Genomic DNA, 21,239 nt, shown 5'->3' on the forward strand with positions numbered 1-21,239 from the left:
GGGAAGGGCCCGGGGGAGACCCCGGGCCCTTTCGCGTTCCGTGTCGTACGGGTCGTCAGCGTGCGACGGGGGCGGGGGCCGCGGCGGCCCCGGCCGGCTCCGGCTCCGGTTCCACCGGGGTCACGGCGGTGGTGCCGATGCCGCGCAGCAGGACCGGCGCGAGGGCCGCGGCCGCGAGCAGCAGGGCCGTTCCGCCCCAGGCCGCGTACTGCATGCCGTGCACGAACGCCTCCCGGGCCAGGTCCAGCACCCGCTGCCCGGACTCGCCGCCGAGCGAACCGGCGGTGGCGACCGCGCCGCCCAGGGTCTCCCGGACGGCGGGCTCGGCGCCCACCAGGTCGGAGCGGTAGACCGCGGTGCCGAGGCTGCCCAGGACGGCCATGCCCAGGGCGCCGCCGAACTCGGCGCCCGTCTCCAGCAGCGAGGCGGCCGAGCCGGCCTTCTCGGCGGGGGCCGCGCCGAGCGCGATGTCGGAGACCAGGGACATCACGACGACGATCCCACTGGCCAGCACCCCGGCGCCGACGAGGAGCAGCCACAGGGAGTCCGTGCCGACCCGGCCGATGAGGGCGAACCCGGCGGCGCCGAGGAGGAAGCCGCCCGCGATGACGAGGGACCGGTCCACCGTGCGGGCGAGGGCCGCGGCCACGGGGGCGGCGGCGCCGATGGCGACCGACGGGGCCAGGCTCCACAGGGCGGCCTCCAAGGTGCCCATGCCGAGCACCGATTGGAGGTACTGGGTGGTGAAGTAGGCCGAACCCATCATGGCGAAGGCGGAGACGGTCTGGAGGCCGATGCCCGCGCCGAAGCCCCGGTTGCGGAAGAGCGCCCGGCCGACCATGGCGTCGTCGCGGCCCCGCTGGCGGCGCACGAACACGTACCCGAAGGCCAGGCCGACGGCGACGCAGGCGGTGTGGAGCGGTGCGAGGCCCTCCGCGGCGATCTCCTTGAGGCCGTACACCAGGGGCAGCACGGCGGCCATCGACAGCGGGACGCTCGGCAGGTCGAAGCGGCCCGGGGCGGGGTCCTTGAACTCCGGTACCAGCACCGGGACCAGGACCAGCAGGAGCAGCATCGCGGGGACGTTGATCAGGAACACCGAACCCCAGTGGAAGTGGTTCAGCATCACACCGCTCATCACGGAGCCGAGGGCGATGCCGCCGGTCATGGCTCCGGACCAGATGGCGATGGCCTGGGCGCGCTGCCTGGCGTCCCGGAAGAGGTTTCGTACGAGGGCCAGGGTGGACGGCATCAGCGTCGCACCGCCGACGCCGAGCAGTACCCGGCAGGCGATCAGCATCTCGGCGCTGGTCGCGTACGCGGCGCCGACGGAGGCGAGGCCGAAGGCGCTCGCGCCGATCAACAGCAGTTTGCGGCGGCCGATGCGGTCTCCGAGCGAACCCATCGTGATCAGCAGCCCGGAGAGGGCGAAGGCGTAGCTGTCGAAGATCCAGAGCTGTTGGGTGGCGCTCGGGTCCAGCTCCCGGGTGATGGCGGGGATGGCGAAGTAGAGGACGGAGACGTCCATCGAGACCAGGAGCAGCGGCAGCAGCAGGACGGTGAAGGCGGTCCATTCGCGGCGGCCGGCGAGGCGCGCTGAGGCAGCGGGGTTCGTCATGAACAGGAATGTACAAGCGTCATAAACGCTTGTCTAGTACGAGCGTATGGAACTTCCGTCTAGGACAGTTGTCTTGCTACCGTGTCGGCATGGGACATCGCGAAGATCTGCTCCGGGGGGCCAAGGAATGCCTGGTCGAGAAGGGGTTCGTGCGCACCACCGCGCGTGACATCGTCAAGGCCTCGGGCGCCAACCTGGCCTCCATCGGCTATCACTACGGCTCGAAGGACGCCCTGCTCACCCAGGCGTTCATCGAGTTGATCTCCGACTGGGGCGACGCGTTCACCGGCGGCCTCGCGGGGGAGGGCGGCTCGCTCGACCGCTTCCGTGCGGTGTGGCAGGGCGTGCACGCCCGGCACGAGGAGTCGGGCCCGATCTGGGCCGCGAGCCTGGAGGTCGCGCTGACCCGGGACGAGCTCCCGGAGCTGCGCCGACTGCTCGCGGCCTTGCAGGACGAGGGGCGCCGGGGGCTGGTCTCGATGTTCACCGGTGTGCCGGAGGACCGGCTGGAGGAGGGGGACCTGCGCACGCTGGGCACCTTCTACCAGGCCCTGCTCAACGGGTTCATGATCCAGTGGCTCTTCGACGCCGGGAGCGCCGGCACCCCGGCCGAGCTGACCGAGGGGATGCGGCGGGCGGCGGAGCTCATGGCGAAGGGGGCGGGGGCGGGAACGCCGGGGAAGGCGGCCGCGGCGCCGGTCGACGAAGTGCCGGTCGACGGGGCGGCAGTCGACGGGGCGGCGGGGGAAGTGTCGCCCGACGCGCCCGACGCGCCCGACGCGCCCGACGCGCCCGACGCGCCCGACGCGCCCGACGCGGGACCCGCGGCCTGAGCCGCGCCGCGCGCCCACGCCGTGCCCGCCGTGCGGCCGGCGAGGGGGCGCGGGTCAGTCGAGGCGGGCGGCCTTGAGGGACATGTGCAGCAACAGCCGGTCCTCGCCCTCGTCCAGATCGAGGCCCGTCAGTTGCTCCACCCGGCCCAACCGGTAGTACAGCGTCTGGCGGTGGATCCCCAGGGCCCCCGCCGCCCGGCCCGCCTGTCCGGCGCAGTCCAGGAACACCTCGGCGGTACGGGCCAGTTCCCGGTGCGCCGCCTCCAACAGGACCCGGGTGGAGGGGTCTTCCGCCCGCCCCGCGGCCAACGAGGCCAACAGTCGGTACGGTCCGATGGCCGACCACCGTGCCACCTGCCCGAGCCGGGGCTGCGCCGCCGCCGCCCTGGCCGCCGCCACGGCCTCGGCCCACGCGTCGGCGAGCGTGGTCAGCCCGCGCCGGGGCTCGGCGATGCCGGCGGTCGCGGCGGCGGGTCCCGCCGGCGTCGCGGGGCGGGGGAGCAGTCGGGAGGTCAGCGCCTCCACCGGCGCGACGGAGTCCGCCGAGCGGAGCCTGACCAGCACCGCCAGAGCCGTCCGACCGGGACCCGGGTCCCCGTCGATCCCGTCCGACCCGGCGGCGCCGGCCCCGGTGGCGGAACGGTCACCCGGTCGGGCGTCGGTGCGGCCACCCGGGAGATCGGCGACCCGGCCCGAAACGCCCCGGCCCGAAGCAGGCTGCCCCGCGGCGCCCCGGCCCGAAGCGGCCCGCCCGGATGCGGTCCGGCCCGATGTGGCGCGCCCCGACGTGGTCCGGCCTGATGTGGTCCGGTCCGACGCGGTCCGGTCCGACGTGCTCCGGTCCGCCCCACCGCGGTCCGACCCGCCCGGGTCCGTTCCGCTCGCGCGGCCCGGCCGGGGCCACGGCACCTCGCACACCGCCGCCGCACCCGGCATCGAACCCGGGACCTCCCCGGCCCACGGGGCCACGCACACCACCGCGTGGATCCCGTCGCCGTCCGGTCCCAGAGCCGTACGCAGCGCGGTCAGCGCCATGTCCCGCTGCCAGCCGCGGTCGGCCGTGAGCGCCGCGCGGAACTCCCGCGACAGATCCGCCCCGGCCTTGGCCTCCTCGGCGAGCAGCACTCCCATGCGCTCGGCGACCTCCATGGCGGCGGTGAGCGCCGCCGGACCGGGCCCCGCGTCGGGTCCGGACTCCGGGTCGAGGAGCCACACGTAACCCTGAACGATCCCCCGGTAGCGCACCGGCAGGCAGAGCCGACCCCGGACGACCCCGGCCTCGGGGGCGGCCGGGATGCGTACCGGACCGGTGGCGCGGGCGATGCCGAAGCCCTCGAACCAGGACCGGACGGCGGCCGTGGACTGCCTGGTCAGGATCGAGCGGGTGCGGACGGGGTCCATGGCCGTGTCGTCGTCGCCGTCGTGCGCGCCGAAGGCGATGAGGCGGAAGTCCCGGTTCTCCAGGGTCGCCGGGGCGCCGAGCAGCGCCGAGATCTCGTCCACCAGGTCCTGGTAATCGCCCTTCACCCGGCCATTCTCCCACCCGCGGAACGGTTCTTCAGACAGATGTATGAGATGTCGACAACGGATGCGTGACAGCTGTCGATGGCAGAGGATCGTGGAGATCCTTAGGTTTCACGGTGGTTTTACATGCGTTTCTCTTACGTCCACGCCACGCCGGCGCGAGATCGTGAATCTGCTTCTGCCACCCGTTGGAGGTGCCCCGTGCTGGGTCCCGCGATCCTCGCCGCTTCCCGCAGCGACAAACTGCGCCGAATCGTCTCCGCCGCCCCGGTGACCAAGCCCGTGGTGAACCGGTTCATCCCCGGTGAGACGGTCGGCCAGGTCATCCCGATCGTCGAGGACCTTACGCGCAAGGGCCTCGAAGTCACCCTCGACGTGGTCGGCGAGGACATCACCGCCGTGGAGCAGTCCCACGCCGCGCGCGACGCCTACCTCGAACTGATCGAGCGGCTGGCCGAGCTGGGTCTGGGCGAGACGGTCGAGATGTCGGTGAAGCTCTCGATGTTCGGCCAGGCCCTCGAAGGCGGCCACGAGCTGGCCCTCGCCAACGTGCGCCCGGTCGTCGAGGCCGCAGCGGCCATCGGCACCACCGTCACCCTGGACGCCGAGGACCACACCACCCTCGACTCGATGTTCGCGATCCACGAGGAACTGCGCCGGGACTTCCCGCAGACCGGCTGCGTGATCCAGGCCTACCTCTTCCGCACCGAGGCCGACGCCCACCGGCTCGCCGAGGCCGGCAGCCGCGTCCGGATCGTGAAGGGCGCCTACAAGGAGCCCGCCGAGGTCGCCTACCAGGACAAGGCCGAGATCGACAAGGCGTACGTCCGCATCATGCGCATCCTGATGGAGGGCGAGGGGTACCCGATGATCGGGTCCCACGACCCGCGCCTGATCGCCATCGCCCAGGAACTGGCCCGCAAGGCCGGCCGCAAGCCCGACGAGTACGAGTTCCAGATGCTGTACGGGATCCGCAGCGACGAGCACCTGCGGCTGGCCGCCGAGGGACACCGGATGCGCGTCTACACCGCGTACGGGACCGACTGGTACGGCTACTTCATGCGCCGCCTCGCGGAGAAGCCGGCCAACCTCCTCTTCTTCCTCCGCTCGATGATCACCAAGAACTAGGTCCAGAACCAGGTTCAGAACTAGCTCAAGGAGTTGCCAGACCCATGGATGCTGTGACCCAGGTCCCCGCGCCGGTCAACGAGCCGGTCCACTCGTACGCCCCCGGCAGCCCGGAGCGCGCACGTCTCGAAATCCAGCTCAAGCAGCTGTCCGAGAACCCGATCGACCTCCCCATGACGATCGACGGCGTCAAGCGGATGGGTGGCGGCGAGCGCTTCGACGTCGTCCAGCCGCACGACCACAAGTCCGTCATCGGCACCTACGCGAACGCCACCGAGGCCGACGCCCAGGCCGCCGTCGACGCCGCCCTGGCCGCCGCCCCGGCCTGGCGCGCGATGGACTTCGACGACCGCGCCGCGATCATCCTGCGCGCCGCCGAGCTGCTCGCCGGCCCGTGGCGCGAGAAGCTGGCCGCCTCGACCATGCTGGGCCAGTCGAAGACCGCCCAGCAGGCGGAGATCGACACCCCCTGCGAGCTCGTCGACTTCTGGCGCTTCAACGTCCACTTCGCCCGCCAGATCCTGGCCGAGCAGCCCGCCGCGAACAGCGCCGGCGTGTGGAACCGCAGCGACCACCGCCCGCTGGAGGGCTTCGTCTACGCGATCACGCCGTTCAACTTCACGGCCATCGCCGGCAACCTGCCGACCGCCCCGGCCCTGATGGGCAACGTGGTCGTGTGGAAGCCGTCCCCGACGCAGACCCACTCCGCGGTCCTGCTGATGGAGGTCCTGGAGGCGGCCGGCCTGCCCAAGGGCGTCATCAACCTGGTGACCGGCGACGGCATCGCCGTCTCCGAGGTGGCCCTGAACCACCCCGAGCTGGCCGGCATCCACTTCACCGGCTCGACCAAGACCTTCCAGCACCTGTGGAAGACCGTCGGCAACAACATCGAGAAGTACAAGTCCTACCCGCGCCTGGTCGGCGAGACCGGCGGCAAGGACTTCGTCGTCGCCCACCCGTCCGCGGACCGCGACATCCTGAAGACCGCCCTGACCCGCGGCTCCTTCGAGTACCAGGGCCAGAAGTGCTCGGCCTCCTCGCGCGCCTACGTCCCGGCGTCGATCTGGAACGACGGCTTCAAGGAGGCCTTCGCGGCCGAGGTCGACGGCATCACCATGGGTGACGTCCGCGACCTGACGAACTTCATCGGCGCCGTCATCGACGAGCGTTCGTTCGCGAAGAACAAGGCCGCGATCGACCGCGCCAAGGCCGACCCGACCTGCACGATCGTCGCCGGCGGCAGCTACGACGACTCGGAGGGCTACTTCGTCCGCCCGACCGTCATCGCCTGCACCGACCCGGAGAACGAGGTCTTCACGACCGAGTACTTCGGCCCGATCCTCGCCGTGCACGTCTACGAGGACGCGGACTTCGACGCCATGCTGGAGCAGATGGAGTCGGTGTCCGCGTACGCGCTGACCGGCGCCGTCATCGCCCAGGACCGCTACGCGGCGGCCGACGCGATGGAGAAGCTCCGCTTCGCCGCGGGCAACTTCTACATCAACGACAAGTCCACCGGCGCCGTCGTCGGCCAGCAGCCCTTCGGTGGCGGCCGCGCGTCCGGTACGAACGACAAGGCGGGCGCGGCCTCCAACCTGCTGCGCTGGACCTCGACCCGCTCCATCAAGGAGACCCTGGTCCCGCCGACCGACTACCCGTACCCGCACATGGGCTGACCTCCCTGCCCTGCCGAACCCCGCCCCCGCTCCGGTACCCCCAAGTCCGGAGCGGGGGCGGTCCAGGTTCCGGGACGGTCTCAGACCTCGACGATGACCTGGTCCAGGGACTTGCGCAGCAGGTCGGGAACCTCGCAGTCGTCGGCCGGGTAGCCGACGGGGATGACCGCGAAGGCCTTCTCGTTCTCCGGACGGTTCAGGACGTGGCTCAGGAACCGCATCGGGCTCGGTGTGTGGATCAACGCGGCGAGCCCGCTCAGGTGGAGGGCGGACAGGAGCATGCCGACGGCGATGCCGACCGACTCGTCCACGTAGTAGTGCTTGCGCTTCGTGCCGTCGGGCCCCAGCCAGTACCGCTGCTGGAAGACCACGATCAGGGCCGGAGCGTCGGTCAGGTGGGTCTTGACCGCGTCGGTGCCGAGGGGGCGCAGCGCGGCGAGCCATTCGTCGCCGAGCCGGCCGTCGTAGGAGATCTGCTCCTCCTGCTCGGCCGCGGCGCGGATCTGCTGACGGATCTCGGGATCCTTGACCAGGACGAACGTCCAGGGCTGCTGGTGTGCCCCGGACGGGGCCGTCGCGGCGCAGGCGACGGCGTCCCGCACGACCTGCTCGGGCACCGGGTCGGGGGAGAAGTGGCGGACGGTGCGCCGCTCGTCCATCCGCGCCCGCAACTCGGCCGCGCGCGCGAGGGATTCCGGGCCCGGCATGCGCGCGGGCCGGTACGGGACGGGCCGATGGGGACGGCCATGGGTGGGGGTCCACTGCTGAGTCTCAGGCGACATGGGCAGATCTTCACGCGCGGAACCGATCCCCGCCAGATCCGCGTCATGAGCATCTGTCCGATGTGTACTGACAGGGGGGCTATGAACATGGCAGGGGCCGGACGATTTCTCGAGTGGGACGGGTGTTTCAACGCGCGTGACCTGGGGGGCGTGGGGCAGGTCGCGCCGGGGGCGGCCGTGCGCGCGGACCGCCTCGACCGGCTCACCGAACGGGGCTGGACCACCCTGGTCGCCCATGGCGTGCGGACCGTCGTCGACCTGCGCAACGACGACGAGGTGGAGGTGGACCGCGCGCCCCGCCCGGACCTCCTGACCACGGTGCGGATACCCCTGGACGGGCTGGAGCACCGGGACTTCTGGGACGTGTGGTGGGGGACCCCGGGATTCGGCACCCCCGCGTATTTCCAGCCTTTCCTGGAGCGTTTCCCCGACCGCGTCGCCGCCGTGGCCCGGACGATCGCCGACGCCCCGCCCGGCGGGGTCGCCTTCCACTGCGGTCTGGGCCGGGACCGCACCGGGATCATCGCCCTCGTCCTGCTCCGGCTCGCCGGGGCGAGCCCGCGGGAGATCGCCACCGACCACGGGCTGAGCGAGTCCCGGGTGAAGGCCGGGTACGCCGCGCAGGGCCGACCGTACGACGGCGCGGAGATCGAGACGTACGTCGCCGGGCTCGGCACGACCGTCCACGCACTGGCCCGGCAGGCCGCCGAACGGTTGGACGCACGGGCCTACCTGCTCGACGCCGGCCTCGACACGGGCACGCTGGAAAGGCTCGCCGGCCGGCTCCGGGGCGTTGGTACCGTCGCCGGATGACGGCGAACACGAGCGGTGACATCCTGCTGCGGCACACCTGCGAGCTGGGCACGGCGGAGTTCGGCGAGATCCGCGCCCTGCTGGACGACGCGTTCGACGGGGACTTCGCCGACGAGGACTTCGAGCACGCGCTCGGCGGGATGCACGTCCTGGTCCGGGAGGACGGCGTGCCGATCGCGCACGGCAGCGTGGTGCAACGCCGGGTCGTGCACGCCGGTCGGGCCCTGCGGACCGGGTACGTCGAGGCGGTGGCCGTCCGCTCCGACCGGCGCCGGCGCGGTCTCGCCGGGCGGGTCATGGCCGAACTGGAGGGTGTGATCGGGCGGGCCTACGAGCTGGGCGCGCTGTCCGCCTCAGAGGACGGCGCCGCCCTGTACGCGGGGCGCGGCTGGCGGGTGTGGGGCGGACGGGTCGGGGTGCTGGGCCCGGCCGGGCCGGAGCGACTCGCGGAGGAGGAGGGTTCCACCTACCTCTGGGCACCGCCCGGCGGGGCCCTGTTGGACCCCACCGGGCGGCTCGACTTCGACTGGCGCGACGGGGACGTGCTCTAGGGGGTGTCGGTGCGGGCGCGGGCCGCTCAGCCCGAGACGCTCGGCGCCCCGTACTCGACGTGGCCCGTGTAGCGGCGCGACCAGGTGCCGTCGGAGTCGGCCAGGATCGTGAAGTCGTACCAACCGCCGTTGTAGGCGACGGCGTTGAAGAAGTCCTCGCGGGAGGAGTTCGCGGGGACCTTGTACGTCCACGGGCCGTCCGTGCGGTACGCGTCGGAACGGATCGTGAAGGTGACCGCCGCCGCGGAGGTGTTGGTCATCTTGAAGTACACGGCGGTCTTGCCCGTGCCCGGCTCCAGCGCGAAGCGCGCCGCGACCTCGATCGCCCCGCCCGCCTTGGAGGCGTCGCCGATGAAACGGCGCAGGAAACGGTTCGGCCCGTGCATCGAGATGTCGTACTTGCCGGAGCCGCTGCCGAGGCCGACGCTGAAGTAGTCCGTCGAGGTGGTGCCCGGGTCCACCGTGTACTGCCAGGGCGTCGTGTCCCGGTGCTGGTGCGGGTGGATCGAGAAGTGCGCGGGCCGCTTCGCGTGCGCGCCCTGGTTGGACATCGAGAACCAGGCCAGGATCTTCCCGGCGGCCCCGAACTCGAAGCGGTCCAGGTTGCCGTTCACCTGGTACGGCAGGGCGCGCGCCGGGCGGGTGCCGGGCTCCTGCGTCGGGAGCGCGTTGTTCTGCGGGGCGGGGTTGGGCAGCGGGGCGCAGGTGGCCTGGCCGATGACCTTCGCGGTCGAGGGCAGGCCTGCGGGAACGCCGTGGACGGGGCGCGCGAAGTCGAAGACGCCGGTCAGGTCACCCACCACCCTGCGGCGCCAGGCGCTGATGTTCGGACAGGTGGCGGGCGTGCCGAGGGCCGTCGTCCAGGTCTCCATGAACCGCAGGACGGAGGTGTGGTCGAAGACCTCGGAGCTGACCCAGCCGCCGCGGGTCCACGGGGACATCACGAGCATCGGGACGCGGAAGCCGAGCCCGATCGGGAGGCCGTCGAGGTACTCGTCGGGTGTGCCGGGCGGAGCGACGGGCGGCGGCACGTGGTCGAAGAACCCGTCGTTCTCGTCGTAGTTGAGGAAGAGGACGGTGGAGTCGAAGACCTCCGGGTTCGCGGCCAGCGCCCGGTAGACCAGGTCCACGAAGTGCGCGCCGTCCCCGGGCGGCGCGTACGGGTGCTCCGAGAAGGCCTCGCTCGCCACGACCCAGGACACCTGCGGGAGGGTCCCGGCGACGACGTCGGCGCGGATCGCGGCCGCGATGTCGTCCGGGGTGGAGCCGGTGACCCTGGGGACGGAGCCCATGCCGCGGTCCCACAGCGGGTCGCCGGGGGCCGCGCCGGTGAACTTCCCGAAGTAGGCCAGGCCGTTGTCCCCGTAGTTGTCCTGGGCGTTCTGGTAGACCTTCCAGCTCAACCCGGCCCGCTGGAGAGCCTCCGCGTACGTCTCCCAGGTCAGCCCGGACTCGTCGCCGCCGTCCTTGCTGCTCGCGTCGACCTTGCCGCTCCACAGGAAGGTGCGGTTGGGGCCGGTGGCGCTGAGGGCCGAGCAGAAGTACGCGTCGCAGATCGTGTAGTGGTCGGCGAGCCCGTAGTGGAAGGGGATGTCGCCCCGGTCGAGGTGGCCGAGGGTGCGGGTGTTGCCGACACCGATGACGAAGTTGTCCATCCGGCCCTTGTTCCAGGCCGCGTGCTGCGAGGTCCAACTGTGCGGGAGGTCGCCGGTGCACTGCGCGAGGGTCGCGCCGTCCACCCCGCCCGCCGGCGGGGTGGCGCTGAGTTTCCACGGGTACTGGCGACCGCCCCAGTTCGGCTGGTTGAACATGCCCCAGCCGCCCGGGAGGTTGCCGGCGGCGCGGTCGCCGAAGCCGCGGACGCCCTTCAGCCTGCCGAAGTAGTGGTCGAAGCTGCGGTTCTCCTGCATGAGGATCACCACGTGCTTGACGTCGGTGATCGTGCCGGTCGCGGCGGCCGCGGCCGCCGAGGTCGGGGTGACCGCGGACAGGCCGGCGCCCGCCACCAGTCCGGCGCCGATTCCCACGAAACCCCTGCGGCTGATCGGTGTCACTGACTGCTCGCCTCCAACTCACGTGCCCCGTCGGCACATTGAGCGCAAGGGTGGCCGGACCCGCGTCAAAGGTCTACATCCGTGCGGTAAGAGTTCGGTGAACTTCCGGGTGGCTGGAATCAGTCACCCAACCGGACCAGCATCTTGCCCAGATTGTCCCCGCGCAGCATCCCCAGGAAAGCGTCCACCATCCGGTCGATGCCCTGCACAACGGTGGTGTCGGTGCTCACCCGGCCGCTGCGCAGATGCGGGACCAGGAAGTCCTCCAACTCCTCCTGCAGATTGGTGTGATTGCGAACCAATACCCCTTCCAGGCGCAGCGACTTGTGTACGACCTCGAAGAGATTGCGGGGAGCGGCGGGCGACCGGTCGCCGTTGTACATCGAGATCGCCCCGACCCACGCGATCCGCCCGTACTCGCGCAGCGCGCCGATCGCACCCTCCAGGTGGTCGCCGCCCACGTTGTCCACGTACACGTCGATCCCGTCCGGGGCCGCCTTCGCCAACTGCTCGCCGATCGGGCCGTCGTGGTGGTCGAAGGCCGCGTCGAAACCCAGCACCTCGGTGAGCCTGCGCACCTTGGCGGGCGAACCCGCGCTGCCCACGATCCGGCGGGCGCCGAGCAGTCGGGCGATGTGCCCGGTCGCGGTGCCGACCCCGCCCGCCGCCGCGGACACGAACAGGTCCTCCCCCTCGCGCAGGGCGGCGGTGCGGGTCAGCGCCGCGTACGCGGTCAGTCCGGTGCCGCCGAGGATGCTCAGGTACGCCTCCAGCGGGACGCCCTCGTGGCCGCGCAGCGTACGGGTGCCGTCCACACCGAGGGTGACGAGGGCGTGCGTGCGCCAGCCCGCGCGGTGGAAGACCAGGTCGCCCTCGGCCAGCCCGGGATCCCGCGAGGCGATCACCCGACCCACCGCACGGCCCTCCAGCGGGGCGTTCAACTCGAAGCCGCCCTCGCCGCCGTCCATCAGGCCCCGGTGGTACGGGTCCACCGAGAGCAGCAGGTTCTCCACCAGGGCGGTGCCGGGGGAGGGGGAAGGGACGGGACCCCGCGCGAGGGTGAACGCGGCGGCCGTGGGGAAGCCGGTGGGGCGGGCGATCTGATGGACGGCGACGGCCGTGTCGGTGGTCATGACGATCACGCTAGGAAGGAATCCCGGGCCCGGGCAGGGGGTTGCGCTCATGGAAGGCGCACATCCATGAATGGCGCTCATACGACGAGGTGGGAGCACCCATGGCCGCCGGCTCGACCGAACTCGCCCCCCAGGAACTGCGGGTCCTGGTCGCCGTCGCCGACACCGGCGGCTTCTCCGCCGCGGCCGCCGCCCTCGGGATCGGCCAGTCCGCCGTCTCGCACTCGGTGCGCGGCAGCGAGACCAAGGTCGGCGCGGTGCTGTTCGAGCGGGGCCGCGCGGGAGCCACGCCGACCCCGGCGGGGGAGCGGGCCGTCACCCTCGCCCGGCGCATCCTGCGGCTGTACGAGGTGCTGGGCGCGGAGGCCCGCGGCGCCGGCCGTGGCGCGGTGGAGGGGACGCTGCGCATCGCCGCCTTCCGCAGCGCCGCCCTGCACCTGCTGCCGCCCGCGCTGGAGCGACTGGCGGCCCTGCACCCCGGCATCCGGCCCGAGGTGCGGGTGGTGCGCGAGATCGGCGCGGGCGCGGCGGGGGAGGTGCTGGCCGGGCGCGCCGACCTCGGCATCGCCACCCTGGACGCGGGGGCCGACGCCCGGCCCGAGCTGCTGACCGGCGAGCTGGTGCGGGAGGCGTACGCCCTGGTCCACCCCGTCGGACACCCCGACCCGCGGTCGCTTCCGCTGCTGGACTGGGACGAGAACTGCGGCTCGTACACCCGCGCGTGGTGGCGGGCCCAGGACTGGATCCCGCGGGCCACCGTCAAGGCCGAGGACGACGCGATGGTGCTGACGATGGTCGGTAGGGGACTGGGAATGGCGATCCTGCCCGAACTGTCGCTGAGCGAGGCCACGGAAGCCGTCGAGATCACCGACCTGGGCCCCGAACGGCCCATGAGGCGGGTGGGATACGTCACGACGGCGGAATCCGCCTCGACCCTCGCCGTCAGAGCCCTGATCAGGGAACTCCGCGCGAACAAGGGCTGAAACGGACCCTCGGGGCGGCCGTCCGAGAGGTCTTCCCGGGGGATTCCCGTCTCAGATAGTAGGAAGTCCGAGTAATTGCGGAGACATACAGCGGGACCTGGCCTAGCTTTGTAAGAGCCGAACGTCTCGCCGATCCGGCGAATGGCGGTCGAGAGCGCGCGCCCCTGGCAGGCAACCCCTGCGGCGCACCGCTCCCCGCCTCTTCCGGCGCCTTGAAGGAACCCCTCATCCGTGGCCCCGCCACGCCGTGATCTCAAGGAGTCGATCACCATGACCCGTCACACCCCCGCAGTCCGCCGCGTCCGCCACTCCTCCCAGGCCGAGGCCGACCGCAAGAACGCCGCGGCCGCCCTCCAGCGCGCCCTGGACCGCCGCGACAACGGCGGCTCGACCGGCCACTGAGCACATCGGCCGTCCCGCGCGGGCGGCCTTCCGAACACACCCGGGCCCGGACATGTCGCGTCCACCGACGTCCACATGGTGGACGCAATATGTCTGAGGGCTGGGACAGGGAGTACGGTTTTCCCATGTCGACCAGCATCAATCTCGCAGTGATCCCCGGTGATGGCATCGGCCAGGAAGTCGTGGCTCAGGGCCTCAAGGTCCTTACCGCGGTCCTGCCTCAGGATGTGAAGCTGGAGACCAAGGAGTACGACCTCGGCGCCCGGCGCTGGCACCGCACCGGTGAGACCCTCCCGGACGCGGAACTCGAAGCGCTCAAGCACCACGACGCGATCCTGCTGGGCGCCATCGGCGATCCCTCGGTCCCGTCCGGCGTCCTGGAACGCGGTCTGCTGCTGAAGCTCCGCTTCGCCTTCGACCACTTCGTCAACCTGCGCCCGTCGAAGCTGTTCCCCAACACGGCCACCCCGCTCGCCGGCCGCCCGGAGATCGACTTCGTCGTGGTCCGCGAGGGCACCGAGGGCCCGTACACCGGCAACGGCGGCTCGCTGCGCACCGGCACCCCCGCCGAGGTGGCGACCGAGGTCAGCCTCAACACCGCGTACGGCGTGGAGCGCGTGGTCCGGGACGCCTACGCGCGGGCCGACGCCCGCCCCCGCAAGAAGCTGACGCTGGTCCACAAGAACAACGTCCTCGTGTACGCGGGTCACCTGTGGAAGAACATCTTCGACAAGGTCGGCCAGGAGTACCCCGAGGTCACCACCGACTACCTGCACGTCGACGCCGCGACGATCTTCTTCGTCACGCAGCCCGAGCGGTTCGACGTCATCGTCACGGACAACCTCTTCGGTGACATCCTCACCGACCTGGCCGCCGCCGTCACCGGCGGAATCGGCCTGGCCGCCTCCGGGAACATCAACCCGACCGGCGCCTTCCCGTCCATGTTCGAGCCCGTCCACGGCTCCGCCCCGGACATCGCCGGCACCGGCAAGGCGGACCCGACCGCGACGATCCTCTCGGTCGCCCTCCTGCTGCGCCACCTCGGCCACGAGACCGAGGCCGCCCGTATCGAGGACGCCGTCTCCGCCGACCTGGCCGAGCGCGACGGCACCTTCCGCTCCACCGAGGCGATCGGCGACGCCCTCGCCGCGCGAGTAGCCGGCTGACCCGGCAACCCCGTCTCAGGAAGCCGCCGGGTCGCGACCACCGCACCCGGCGGCTTTTCCTGTGCGGCCCCGGGTGCCACCATCTCCCCTGGGCCGCAAACTCCCTGTTTCACCGAAGCCTCCCTGCGCGCGATAATCGAACGCGAGGCCGCGGAATGCGGGGATGCTCGGACGTCCTAGTACGCCGTGAGCGCGGTCCGCCCTACAAAACCGGTGAAGGACAAGCACTCATGACGACGCCCACGATCGAGCTCAAGCCCTCCTCGAACCCGCTGTCCGACGCGGAGCGCGAGGCGATCCTGGCCAGCCCCGGCTTCGGCCGCCACTTCACCGACCACATGGTGACGATCAAGTGGACCGAGGGTCGCGGCTGGCACGACGCCGAGCTGGTCCCGTACGCGCCCCTGTCGATGGACCCGGCGAACATGACCCTGCACTACGCGCAGACCATCTTCGAGGGACTCAAGGCCTACAAGCAGCCCGACGGCACCGTCGCCACCTTCCGCCCCGAGGCCAACGCGGACCGCTTCCAGGCCTCGGCCCGCCGCATGGCCATGCCCGAACTGCCCTCGGAGCTGTTCATCGCCGCCTGCGACGCGCTCATCAAGCAGGACCGTGCCTGGGTTCCGGACTCCGGCGAGGCCTCGCTGTACCTGCGCCCGTTCATGTTCGCGTCCGAGGTCGGTCTCGGCGTCCGCCCGGCCAACGAGTTCCTCTTCATGGTCATCGCCTCGCCCGCCGGCGCCTACTTCCCCGGTGGCGTCAAGCCCGTCTCCGTCTGGCTCTCCGAGGACTACGTCCGCGCGGTCAAGGGCGGCACCGGCGCGGCGAAGACCGGCGGCAACTACGCGGCCTCCCTCGTCGCCCAGGCCGAGGCCGCCTCGCACGGCTGCGACCAGGTCGTCTGGCTGGACGCCGTCGAGCACCGCTGGATCGAGGAGATGGGCGGGATGAACCTGTACTTCGTGTACGGCGACCGCATCGTCACCCCCGAGCTCACCGGATCGCTCCTCCCCGGCATCACCCGCGACTCCCTCCTCACCATCGCCCGTGACCTCGGCTACACCGCCGAGGAGGGCCGCATCACCACCGAGGACTGGAAGCGCGACAACGAGAACGGCACCCTGACCGAGGTGTTCGCCTGCGGCACCGCGGCCGTCATCACCCCCGTCGGCTCGGTCAAGTCCGGCCGCGCGAACTGGACGCAGGGCACCGGCGAGCCCGGCGAGGTCACCATGAAGCTCCGCAAGGCGCTCCTCGACCTCCAGACCGGCCACTCCGCCGACCGCCACGGCTGGATGCACCCGCTCGGTTAGTACCGCGCGCTCGACGAAGTACGGCGAGAGGCCCGCACCCGATCCGGGGTGCGGGCCTCTCGCCGTGGAGACGGGCCAAGCGAGGGCTAAGCGGCGACCGGCTCGTCGGCGGCTTCGGGGGCGGCCGGTGCGGCGACGGCCGCCTTCCGCCGGGTGAGGGCCGTGTAGGCGAGGCCGCCGACCAGGCCGGACAGGACGAAGGAACAGTCCACGCCGCCCGTCAGGGTCAACAGCGGTCCCTCGTAGAAGGGGGTGGTGACGGAGAGCAGGCCGACGCCCGCGCCGATCGCCCACGAGGCGGTGGCGGCCGGATTCCAACCGCCCCGGTACCAGTAGATCCCGCCCACCGAGCGGCGGTTGAACACCTGGAGGGCGTCGGCGTCGTACGTGCCGCGACAGCGCACGTGGCCGATCAGGGTGATCACCGCCCACGGGGTGCCGAGCGCGGTGAGCAGCAGCACGAACGAGGTCATCGCGGACTGGACGTCCCACTCGAAGGAGCCGACGAACACGAAGGCGGTGGCCACACCGGCCGCGACCAGGGTGGCGGTCGTGCGGCTGGCCCGGGGCACGATCGCGTCCAGGTCGAGGCCCATGGAGTAGAGCATCAGCCCGGCGTTGCCCACGGAACCCGCGGCGGCGGCCACCAGCAGCGGGACCAGGTACCAGAACGGCGAGGCGTCGACCAGCGGCCCGGCGTACTCGGCGCCGGCCCGCGCGGCGAGGGCGGTGTACGTGCCGAAGAGCTGCGGGACCAGCAGGCCGACCAGGAGACCGAGCGCGGTGGACCGGAGCACCTTGCGGGAGTCGTGTCGGGCGGGGGAGATGTAGCGGGTGTAGTCGCCGAGCAGGGTGATGAAGGCGACGGGACCGCTGAGACCGGCGGCGACGGCGGCGAGCAGCCAGGTCGGCCAGAAGGAGCCGAGGAGGTAGGCGGTCTCCGGCGGCGCGGCGGCGGTGAAATCGGGGGCGTACGCGAAGACGCCGACGGCGAGCAGGACCACCATGGCGACGGACAGGATCTTGCTCATCCGCAGCAGGAGCCGGTAGCCGAACACCGCCGCTACGACGGTGCAGGCGGCCAGCACGCCGTACATCACGGCGCGCGAGACCCCGGTGTCCGGCAGCCCGGTGAGCCGGGACAGGGCGCCGACCATCACGTCGCCGCCGATCCACAGGGTCAGCGCCGTGTAGCCGAGGGAGAGCAGCAGGCCCACCACGGACCCGACCAGCCGACCGCGCACGCCGAACTGGGCCCCGCTGGAGGTGGACAGGTTGGTTCCGGTGCGCAGGGAGACCAGCGCCAGCGGGGCGGTGAAGGCGATCCCGACGACGGTGCCGGTCACGATCGCGGTCACCGAGGGCCACAGCCCCAGTCCGAAGGACGGGGGCAGCCAGCCGAAGACGATCACGCCGAGGCAGAGGTTGGAGCCGAGGAGGATCGAGATCAGGTCGCGGGGGCCGCTCGTCCGCTCCTCCTCCGGGATGGTGTCGACTCCGCGCTGTTCGATGGGCATGGGGGAACTCCCTTGGCAGGGCGGGGGGTGGTTCGCAAAGGTTTGAGCGACATTCAATGTGGCGCAGCCCCTGCTCTCCGGTCAATGCTTCACTGCCGGGAAATGAAGAGTTAGAGTGATGCTCTAACCCATCGACTCCGAAGGTGGTGGATCGGCGTGCGGCTGACCCCAACCGAGCGCGACCGGCTGCTGCTCCGCAGTGCCGCGGAACTGGCCAGGGCCCGACGGGCCCGGGGCCTGCGCCTCAACGTCCCCGAGGCCACGGCGCTGATCGCGGACACGGTCTGCGAGGCCGCCCGCGACGGCAGGCGGCTGGCGGAGGCCATCGAGGAGGCCCGCGGCGTGCTGGGGCCCGACGACGTGCTGCCCGGCGTCGCCGACGTGGTCACCGAGGTGCACGTGGAGGCCGTCTTCGACGACGGCTCCCGCCTCGCGGTGGTCTCGGCCCCCATCCGCGGCGCCGTCCCGCTCGGCGACGACGCCCCCGGCGCGGTCGTGCCCGGCCCCGGCGCCCCCCAGCCGGAGCCCACGGTCCACCTCCACGTGCGCAACACCGCCGCCGTGCCGATCAGCGTGACCTCCCACTTCCACTTCTTCGAGGCCAACCCGCGCCTCGACTTCGACCGCGCCGAGGCCTACGGCATGCGGCTGTGCGTGCCGGCGGGCTCCTCCGTGCGGTTCGACCCGCACGGCGAGGCCGAGGTCGGGCTGGTCCCCATCGGCGGCGCCCGCGTCGCCGTCGGTTTCGCCGGGCTGGTCGACGGCCCCCTCGACGCCCCCGGAGCCAAGGACGAGGCACTGCGCCGCGCCGTCGCCTGCGGCTACCTCGGCGCCGGCGGCGAGACCGCCGCCCCGGTGTCCCCGGCCGCCGCACCCGGGCCCGACGCCCCCGAGACCGGCGACGACCATCCGGAAGGTGACCCCGCATGAGCCGCCAGACCCCGCACAGCGACCACTGCGCGCCGGGCAGCCGTCACATCGACCCGCACGAGTACGCCTCCGTCTTCGGCCCCCGCGCCGGCGACCGGGTACGCCTCGGCGACTCCGGGCTGACCGTCCGCGTCGAGCACGACGCCCAGAAGCCCGGCGACGAGTTCCTGGCCGGCTTCGGCAAGACCGCCCGCGACGGCCTGCACCTCAAGGCCGCCGCCGTCCGCGATACCTGCGACGTCGTGATCAGCAACGTGCTGGTCATCGACGCCGTCCTCGGCATCCGCAAGGTCTCCATCGGCATCCGCGAGGGCCGCATCCACGCGATCGGCCGCGCCGGCAATCCCGACACCCTCGACGGGGTCGACGTGGTCGTCGGCACCGGCACCTCGATCGTGTCCGGCGAGGGCATGATCGCCACCGCCGGAGCCGTGGACACCCACGTCCACCTGCTCTCCCCGCGCATCATGGAGGCCTCGCTCGCCGCGGGCGTCACCACGATCATCGGCCAGGAGTTCGGGCCGGTCTGGGGCGTGGGCGTCAACTCCCCCTGGGCGCTCAAGCACGCCTTCAACGCCTTCGACGCCTGGCCCGTCAACATCGGCTTCCTCGCCCGCGGCTCCTCCTCGGACGCCGCCCCGCTGGTCGAGGCCCTCGCCGAGGGCGGCGCCAGCGGCTTCAAGGTCCACGAGGACATGGGCGCCCACACCCGCGCCCTGGACACCGCCCTGCGGGTCGCCGAGGAGTACGACGTCCAGGTCGCCCTGCACAGCGACGGCCTCAACGAGTGCCTCTCCGTCGAGGACACCCTGCGCGTCCTGGACGGTCGCACCATCCACGCCTTCCACATCGAGGGCTGCGGCGGCGGACACGTGCCCAACGTGCTCAAGATGGCCGGCGTGCCGAACGTCATCGGCTCCTCCACCAACCCGACGCTGCCCTTCGGTCGGGACGCCGTCGCCGAGCACTACGGCATGATCGTCTCCGTCCACGACCTCAAGCCCGACCTCCCCGGCGACGCGGCCATGGCCCGCGACCGGATCCGCGCGGGCACCATGGGCGCCGAGGACGTGCTGCACGACCTGGGCGCGATCGGCATCACCTCCTCCGACGCGCAGGGCATGGGCCGCGCGGGCGAGACCATCCGGCGCACCTTCGCCATGGCCGCGAAGATGAAGGGCGAACTGGGCCCGCTCGACGGCGACGGCGAGGGCGACGACAACGCCCGCGTCCTGCGCTACATGGCCAAGCTGACCATCAACCCGGCCATCGCCCACGGCCTGGCCCACGAGATCGGCTCCATCGAGGTCGGCAAACTCGCCGACATCGTCCTGTGGCGCCCCCAGTTCTTCGGCGCCAAGCCGCAACTCGTCCTCAAGTCCGGCTTCCCCGCGTACGGCGTCACCGGCGACCCCAACGCCGCCACCGACACCTGCGAACCGCTCGTCCTCGGCCCGCAGTTCGGTTCGTACGGAGCCACCGCGGCCGACATCTCCGTCGCCTTCGTGTCGGCGGCGGCCGCCGCGCTCGGCTCCGACGAGATGCCGACCCGGCGCCGCCGGGTGGCCGTTCGCGGAACCCGCGGCATCGGCCCCCGGGACCTCCTGCTCAACTCCCGGGTGGGCGCGGTCGATGTGGACGCGCGCAGCGGCCTCGTCTCCCTCGACGGAGAACCCCTGCGCTCCGAAGCGGCCGATTCGGTCTCCCTCAACCGCCTGTACTTCCTGTAAGCCAGTAAGGATCCCCGCCATGACCGACGCTGCCGACAAGCCCGCCGCCCACGGATACCGGATGCCCGCCGAGTGGACCCCCCACGAGCGCACCTGGATGGCCTGGCCGAGCCCCAACCCGACCTTCACCGACGAGAGGGAACTCGCCGAGGCCCGCGAGGCATGGGGAGCCGTCGCCCGAGCCGTGCGCGCGTACGAGCCGGTGACCCTCGTCGTCTCCCCGGGCGACGCGCAGGGCGCCCGCGCGATCGTCGGCGACGACGTCGAGCTGGTCGAGCGCGAGCTGGACGACGCCTGGATGCGGGACATCGGCCCGACCTTCGTCACCGACGGCGCCGGCGGGCTCGCCGCCGTCGACTGGACCTTCAACGGCTGGGGCGCCCAGGAGTGGGCCCGCTGGGGCCACGACGAGAAGATCGCCCGCCACGTCTCCGACCTGGCCGGCACCCGTACCTACAGCACCCCGCTGGTCAACGAGGGCGGCGCCATCCACGTGGACGGCGAGGGCACCGTGCTGCTCACCGACACCGTGCAGCTCGGCGCCGGACGCAACCCCGACTGGAACCGCCGGCAGGTGGAGGAGGAGATCCACGCCCACCTCGGCACGACCAAGGCGATCTGGCTGCCCTACGGCCTGGCCGGCGACTACGGCACCTACGGCACCCAGGGCCACGTGGACATCGTCGCCGCCTTCGCCCGCCCCGGTGTCGTCATGGTCCACAGCCAGCCCGACCCGGCCCACCCCGACCACGAGCGCTGCAAGACCATCGCCGCCCTCCTGCGCGCGTCCACCGACGCGCGGGGCCGGCTGCTGGAGGTCGTGGAGATCCCGGCGCCGACCGTGCTGGAGGAGGACGGCGAGTGGGTCGACTACTCGTACATCAACCACTACCTCTGCAACGACGGCGTGGTGCTCTGCGCCTTCGACGACCCGCGCGACGAGGAAGCCGCGGAGATCTTCCGGGGTCTGTTCCCCGAGCGGACCGTGACACTGGTTGACGCACGTACGATTTTCGCCGGGGGTGGCGGTATCCACTGCATCACCCAGCAACAGCCGAAGGTCTGACCCGCGGCGAACGGTTT

The 21,239-nt window shown here is 71.9% G+C and carries 18 protein-coding genes; 12 read left to right on the top strand and 6 right to left on the bottom strand.

The genetic code is table 11. From position 1 onward, the window contains the following. Positions 1-55: 55 nt before the first annotated feature. On the bottom strand, positions 56-1,618 hold the full coding sequence (locus tag OHA84_RS25135) for an MFS transporter (protein WP_266969660.1): 1,563 nt from the start codon (positions 1,616-1,618) through the stop codon (positions 56-58). An 89-nt stretch (positions 1,619-1,707) separates the two neighbouring features. On the opposite strand from OHA84_RS25135, the gene OHA84_RS25140 reads away from it, so the two are divergent. Further along, the gene (locus OHA84_RS25140; RefSeq protein ID WP_323181887.1) at positions 1,708-2,451 is read left to right on the top strand and encodes a TetR/AcrR family transcriptional regulator; all 744 of its coding nucleotides are present in this window, start codon (positions 1,708-1,710) and stop codon (positions 2,449-2,451) included. Positions 2,452-2,505: 54 nt separating this feature from the next. Here the strand turns inward: OHA84_RS25140 and OHA84_RS25145 are convergent, their stop codons facing one another. Continuing rightward, positions 2,506-3,978: a helix-turn-helix domain-containing protein gene (locus OHA84_RS25145; RefSeq protein WP_266969658.1), complete on the bottom strand. Its 1,473-nt coding sequence runs from the start codon at positions 3,976-3,978 to the stop codon at positions 2,506-2,508. Between the two features lie 198 nt (positions 3,979-4,176). Here OHA84_RS25145 and OHA84_RS25150 point away from each other — a divergent pair, with 198 nt between their 5' ends. After that, positions 4,177-5,103, top strand: coding sequence for a proline dehydrogenase family protein (locus OHA84_RS25150; protein WP_053677681.1), 927 nt, complete (start codon positions 4,177-4,179; stop codon positions 5,101-5,103). Positions 5,104-5,147: 44 nt separating this feature from the next. Further along, positions 5,148-6,779: an L-glutamate gamma-semialdehyde dehydrogenase gene (gene pruA / locus OHA84_RS25155; RefSeq protein WP_053677683.1), complete on the top strand. Its 1,632-nt coding sequence runs from the start codon at positions 5,148-5,150 to the stop codon at positions 6,777-6,779. An 80-nt stretch (positions 6,780-6,859) separates the two neighbouring features. Here pruA and OHA84_RS25160 read toward each other — a convergent pair whose 3' ends face one another. Then, positions 6,860-7,561 carry a nitroreductase family protein gene (locus OHA84_RS25160; protein WP_053677685.1) on the bottom strand — a complete coding sequence of 234 codons (702 nt, stop codon included), beginning with the start codon at positions 7,559-7,561 and terminating at the stop codon, positions 6,860-6,862. Between the two features lie 87 nt (positions 7,562-7,648). Between OHA84_RS25160 and OHA84_RS25165 the strand changes: the two genes are divergently transcribed. After that, a complete protein-coding gene (locus OHA84_RS25165; protein WP_266950050.1) occupies positions 7,649-8,374 on the top strand; it encodes a tyrosine-protein phosphatase in 726 nt (241 codons plus the stop codon). Next, a complete protein-coding gene (locus OHA84_RS25170) occupies positions 8,371-8,925 on the top strand; it encodes a GNAT family N-acetyltransferase (RefSeq protein WP_266969654.1) in 555 nt (184 codons plus the stop codon). The genes OHA84_RS25165 and OHA84_RS25170 overlap by 4 nt, the downstream gene beginning before the upstream one ends. Positions 8,926-8,951: 26 nt before the next feature. Here OHA84_RS25170 and OHA84_RS25175 read toward each other — a convergent pair whose 3' ends face one another. Both OHA84_RS25175 and OHA84_RS25180 read right to left on the bottom strand, forming a co-directional pair. Then, positions 8,952-10,979: a phosphocholine-specific phospholipase C gene (locus OHA84_RS25175; protein WP_266969652.1), complete on the bottom strand. Its 2,028-nt coding sequence runs from the start codon at positions 10,977-10,979 to the stop codon at positions 8,952-8,954. Positions 10,980-11,098: 119 nt separating this feature from the next. Beyond that, a complete protein-coding gene (locus OHA84_RS25180; protein ID WP_266969650.1) occupies positions 11,099-12,112 on the bottom strand; it encodes an NADP-dependent oxidoreductase in 1,014 nt (337 codons plus the stop codon). A 101-nt stretch (positions 12,113-12,213) separates the two neighbouring features. Between OHA84_RS25180 and OHA84_RS25185 the strand changes: the two genes are divergently transcribed. The 4 genes from OHA84_RS25185 (at position 12,214) to OHA84_RS25200 (ending at position 15,979) form a co-directional block, all read left to right on the top strand. Continuing rightward, positions 12,214-13,095: a LysR family transcriptional regulator gene (locus OHA84_RS25185; RefSeq protein ID WP_266969649.1), complete on the top strand. Its 882-nt coding sequence runs from the start codon at positions 12,214-12,216 to the stop codon at positions 13,093-13,095. A 270-nt stretch (positions 13,096-13,365) separates the two neighbouring features. After that, on the top strand, positions 13,366-13,497 hold the full coding sequence (locus tag OHA84_RS25190) for a hypothetical protein (protein ID WP_266950054.1): 132 nt from the start codon (positions 13,366-13,368) through the stop codon (positions 13,495-13,497). Positions 13,498-13,622: 125 nt separating this feature from the next. Continuing rightward, a complete protein-coding gene (locus OHA84_RS25195) occupies positions 13,623-14,663 on the top strand; it encodes a 3-isopropylmalate dehydrogenase (RefSeq protein ID WP_053677695.1) in 1,041 nt (346 codons plus the stop codon). A gap of 230 nt (positions 14,664-14,893) precedes the next feature. Continuing rightward, positions 14,894-15,979, top strand: coding sequence for a branched-chain amino acid aminotransferase (locus OHA84_RS25200; RefSeq protein ID WP_053677697.1), 1,086 nt, complete (start codon positions 14,894-14,896; stop codon positions 15,977-15,979). Between the two features lie 86 nt (positions 15,980-16,065). On the opposite strand, the gene OHA84_RS25205 is transcribed toward OHA84_RS25200, so the two are convergent. Then, complete coding sequence (locus OHA84_RS25205; protein ID WP_053677699.1) at positions 16,066-17,496, bottom strand: cytosine permease; 1,431 nt, start codon at positions 17,494-17,496, stop codon at positions 16,066-16,068. Positions 17,497-17,652: 156 nt separating this feature from the next. Here OHA84_RS25205 and ureA point away from each other — a divergent pair, with 156 nt between their 5' ends. From ureA to OHA84_RS25220, 3 genes are read left to right on the top strand one after another with little or no spacing between them, the layout of a single operon-like run. Next, positions 17,653-18,426, top strand: coding sequence for an urease subunit gamma (ureA, locus tag OHA84_RS25210; protein WP_266950058.1), 774 nt, complete (start codon positions 17,653-17,655; stop codon positions 18,424-18,426). Next, positions 18,423-20,156, top strand: coding sequence for an urease subunit alpha (locus tag OHA84_RS25215; RefSeq protein WP_053677703.1), 1,734 nt, complete (start codon positions 18,423-18,425; stop codon positions 20,154-20,156). Before ureA ends, OHA84_RS25215 begins: the two co-directional genes overlap by 4 nt. 19 nt (positions 20,157-20,175) lie before the next feature. Beyond that, the gene (locus OHA84_RS25220; protein WP_266950062.1) at positions 20,176-21,222 is read left to right on the top strand and encodes an agmatine/peptidylarginine deiminase; all 1,047 of its coding nucleotides are present in this window, start codon (positions 20,176-20,178) and stop codon (positions 21,220-21,222) included. Positions 21,223-21,239: the final 17 nt, after the last annotated feature.

It is taken from the genome of Streptomyces sp. NBC_00513 (genome assembly GCF_041431415.1).
GTDB lineage: Bacteria > Actinomycetota > Actinomycetes > Streptomycetales > Streptomycetaceae > Streptomyces.

What these genes read in the sequence shown, in the direction of transcription:
- OHA84_RS25135 (WP_266969660.1), bottom strand. Translation starts at nt 1,618, where the DNA reads ATGACGAACCCCGCTGCCTCAGCGCGCCTCGCCGGCCGCCGCGAATGG.
- OHA84_RS25140 (WP_323181887.1), top strand. Translation starts at nt 1,708, where the DNA reads ATGGGACATCGCGAAGATCTGCTCCGGGGGGCCAAGGAATGCCTGGTC.
- pruA (WP_053677683.1), top strand. Translation starts at nt 5,148, where the DNA reads ATGGATGCTGTGACCCAGGTCCCCGCGCCGGTCAACGAGCCGGTCCAC.
- OHA84_RS25160 (WP_053677685.1), bottom strand. Translation starts at nt 7,561, where the DNA reads ATGTCGCCTGAGACTCAGCAGTGGACCCCCACCCATGGCCGTCCCCAT.
- OHA84_RS25165 (WP_266950050.1), top strand. Translation starts at nt 7,649, where the DNA reads ATGGCAGGGGCCGGACGATTTCTCGAGTGGGACGGGTGTTTCAACGCG.
- OHA84_RS25170 (WP_266969654.1), top strand. Translation starts at nt 8,371, where the DNA reads ATGACGGCGAACACGAGCGGTGACATCCTGCTGCGGCACACCTGCGAG.
- OHA84_RS25180 (WP_266969650.1), bottom strand. Translation starts at nt 12,112, where the DNA reads ATGACCACCGACACGGCCGTCGCCGTCCATCAGATCGCCCGCCCCACC.
- OHA84_RS25185 (WP_266969649.1), top strand. Translation starts at nt 12,214, where the DNA reads ATGGCCGCCGGCTCGACCGAACTCGCCCCCCAGGAACTGCGGGTCCTG.
- OHA84_RS25190 (WP_266950054.1), top strand. Translation starts at nt 13,366, where the DNA reads ATGACCCGTCACACCCCCGCAGTCCGCCGCGTCCGCCACTCCTCCCAG.
- OHA84_RS25195 (WP_053677695.1), top strand. Translation starts at nt 13,623, where the DNA reads ATGTCGACCAGCATCAATCTCGCAGTGATCCCCGGTGATGGCATCGGC.
- OHA84_RS25200 (WP_053677697.1), top strand. Translation starts at nt 14,894, where the DNA reads ATGACGACGCCCACGATCGAGCTCAAGCCCTCCTCGAACCCGCTGTCC.
- OHA84_RS25205 (WP_053677699.1), bottom strand. Translation starts at nt 17,496, where the DNA reads ATGCCCATCGAACAGCGCGGAGTCGACACCATCCCGGAGGAGGAGCGG.
- OHA84_RS25215 (WP_053677703.1), top strand. Translation starts at nt 18,423, where the DNA reads ATGAGCCGCCAGACCCCGCACAGCGACCACTGCGCGCCGGGCAGCCGT.
- OHA84_RS25220 (WP_266950062.1), top strand. Translation starts at nt 20,176, where the DNA reads ATGACCGACGCTGCCGACAAGCCCGCCGCCCACGGATACCGGATGCCC.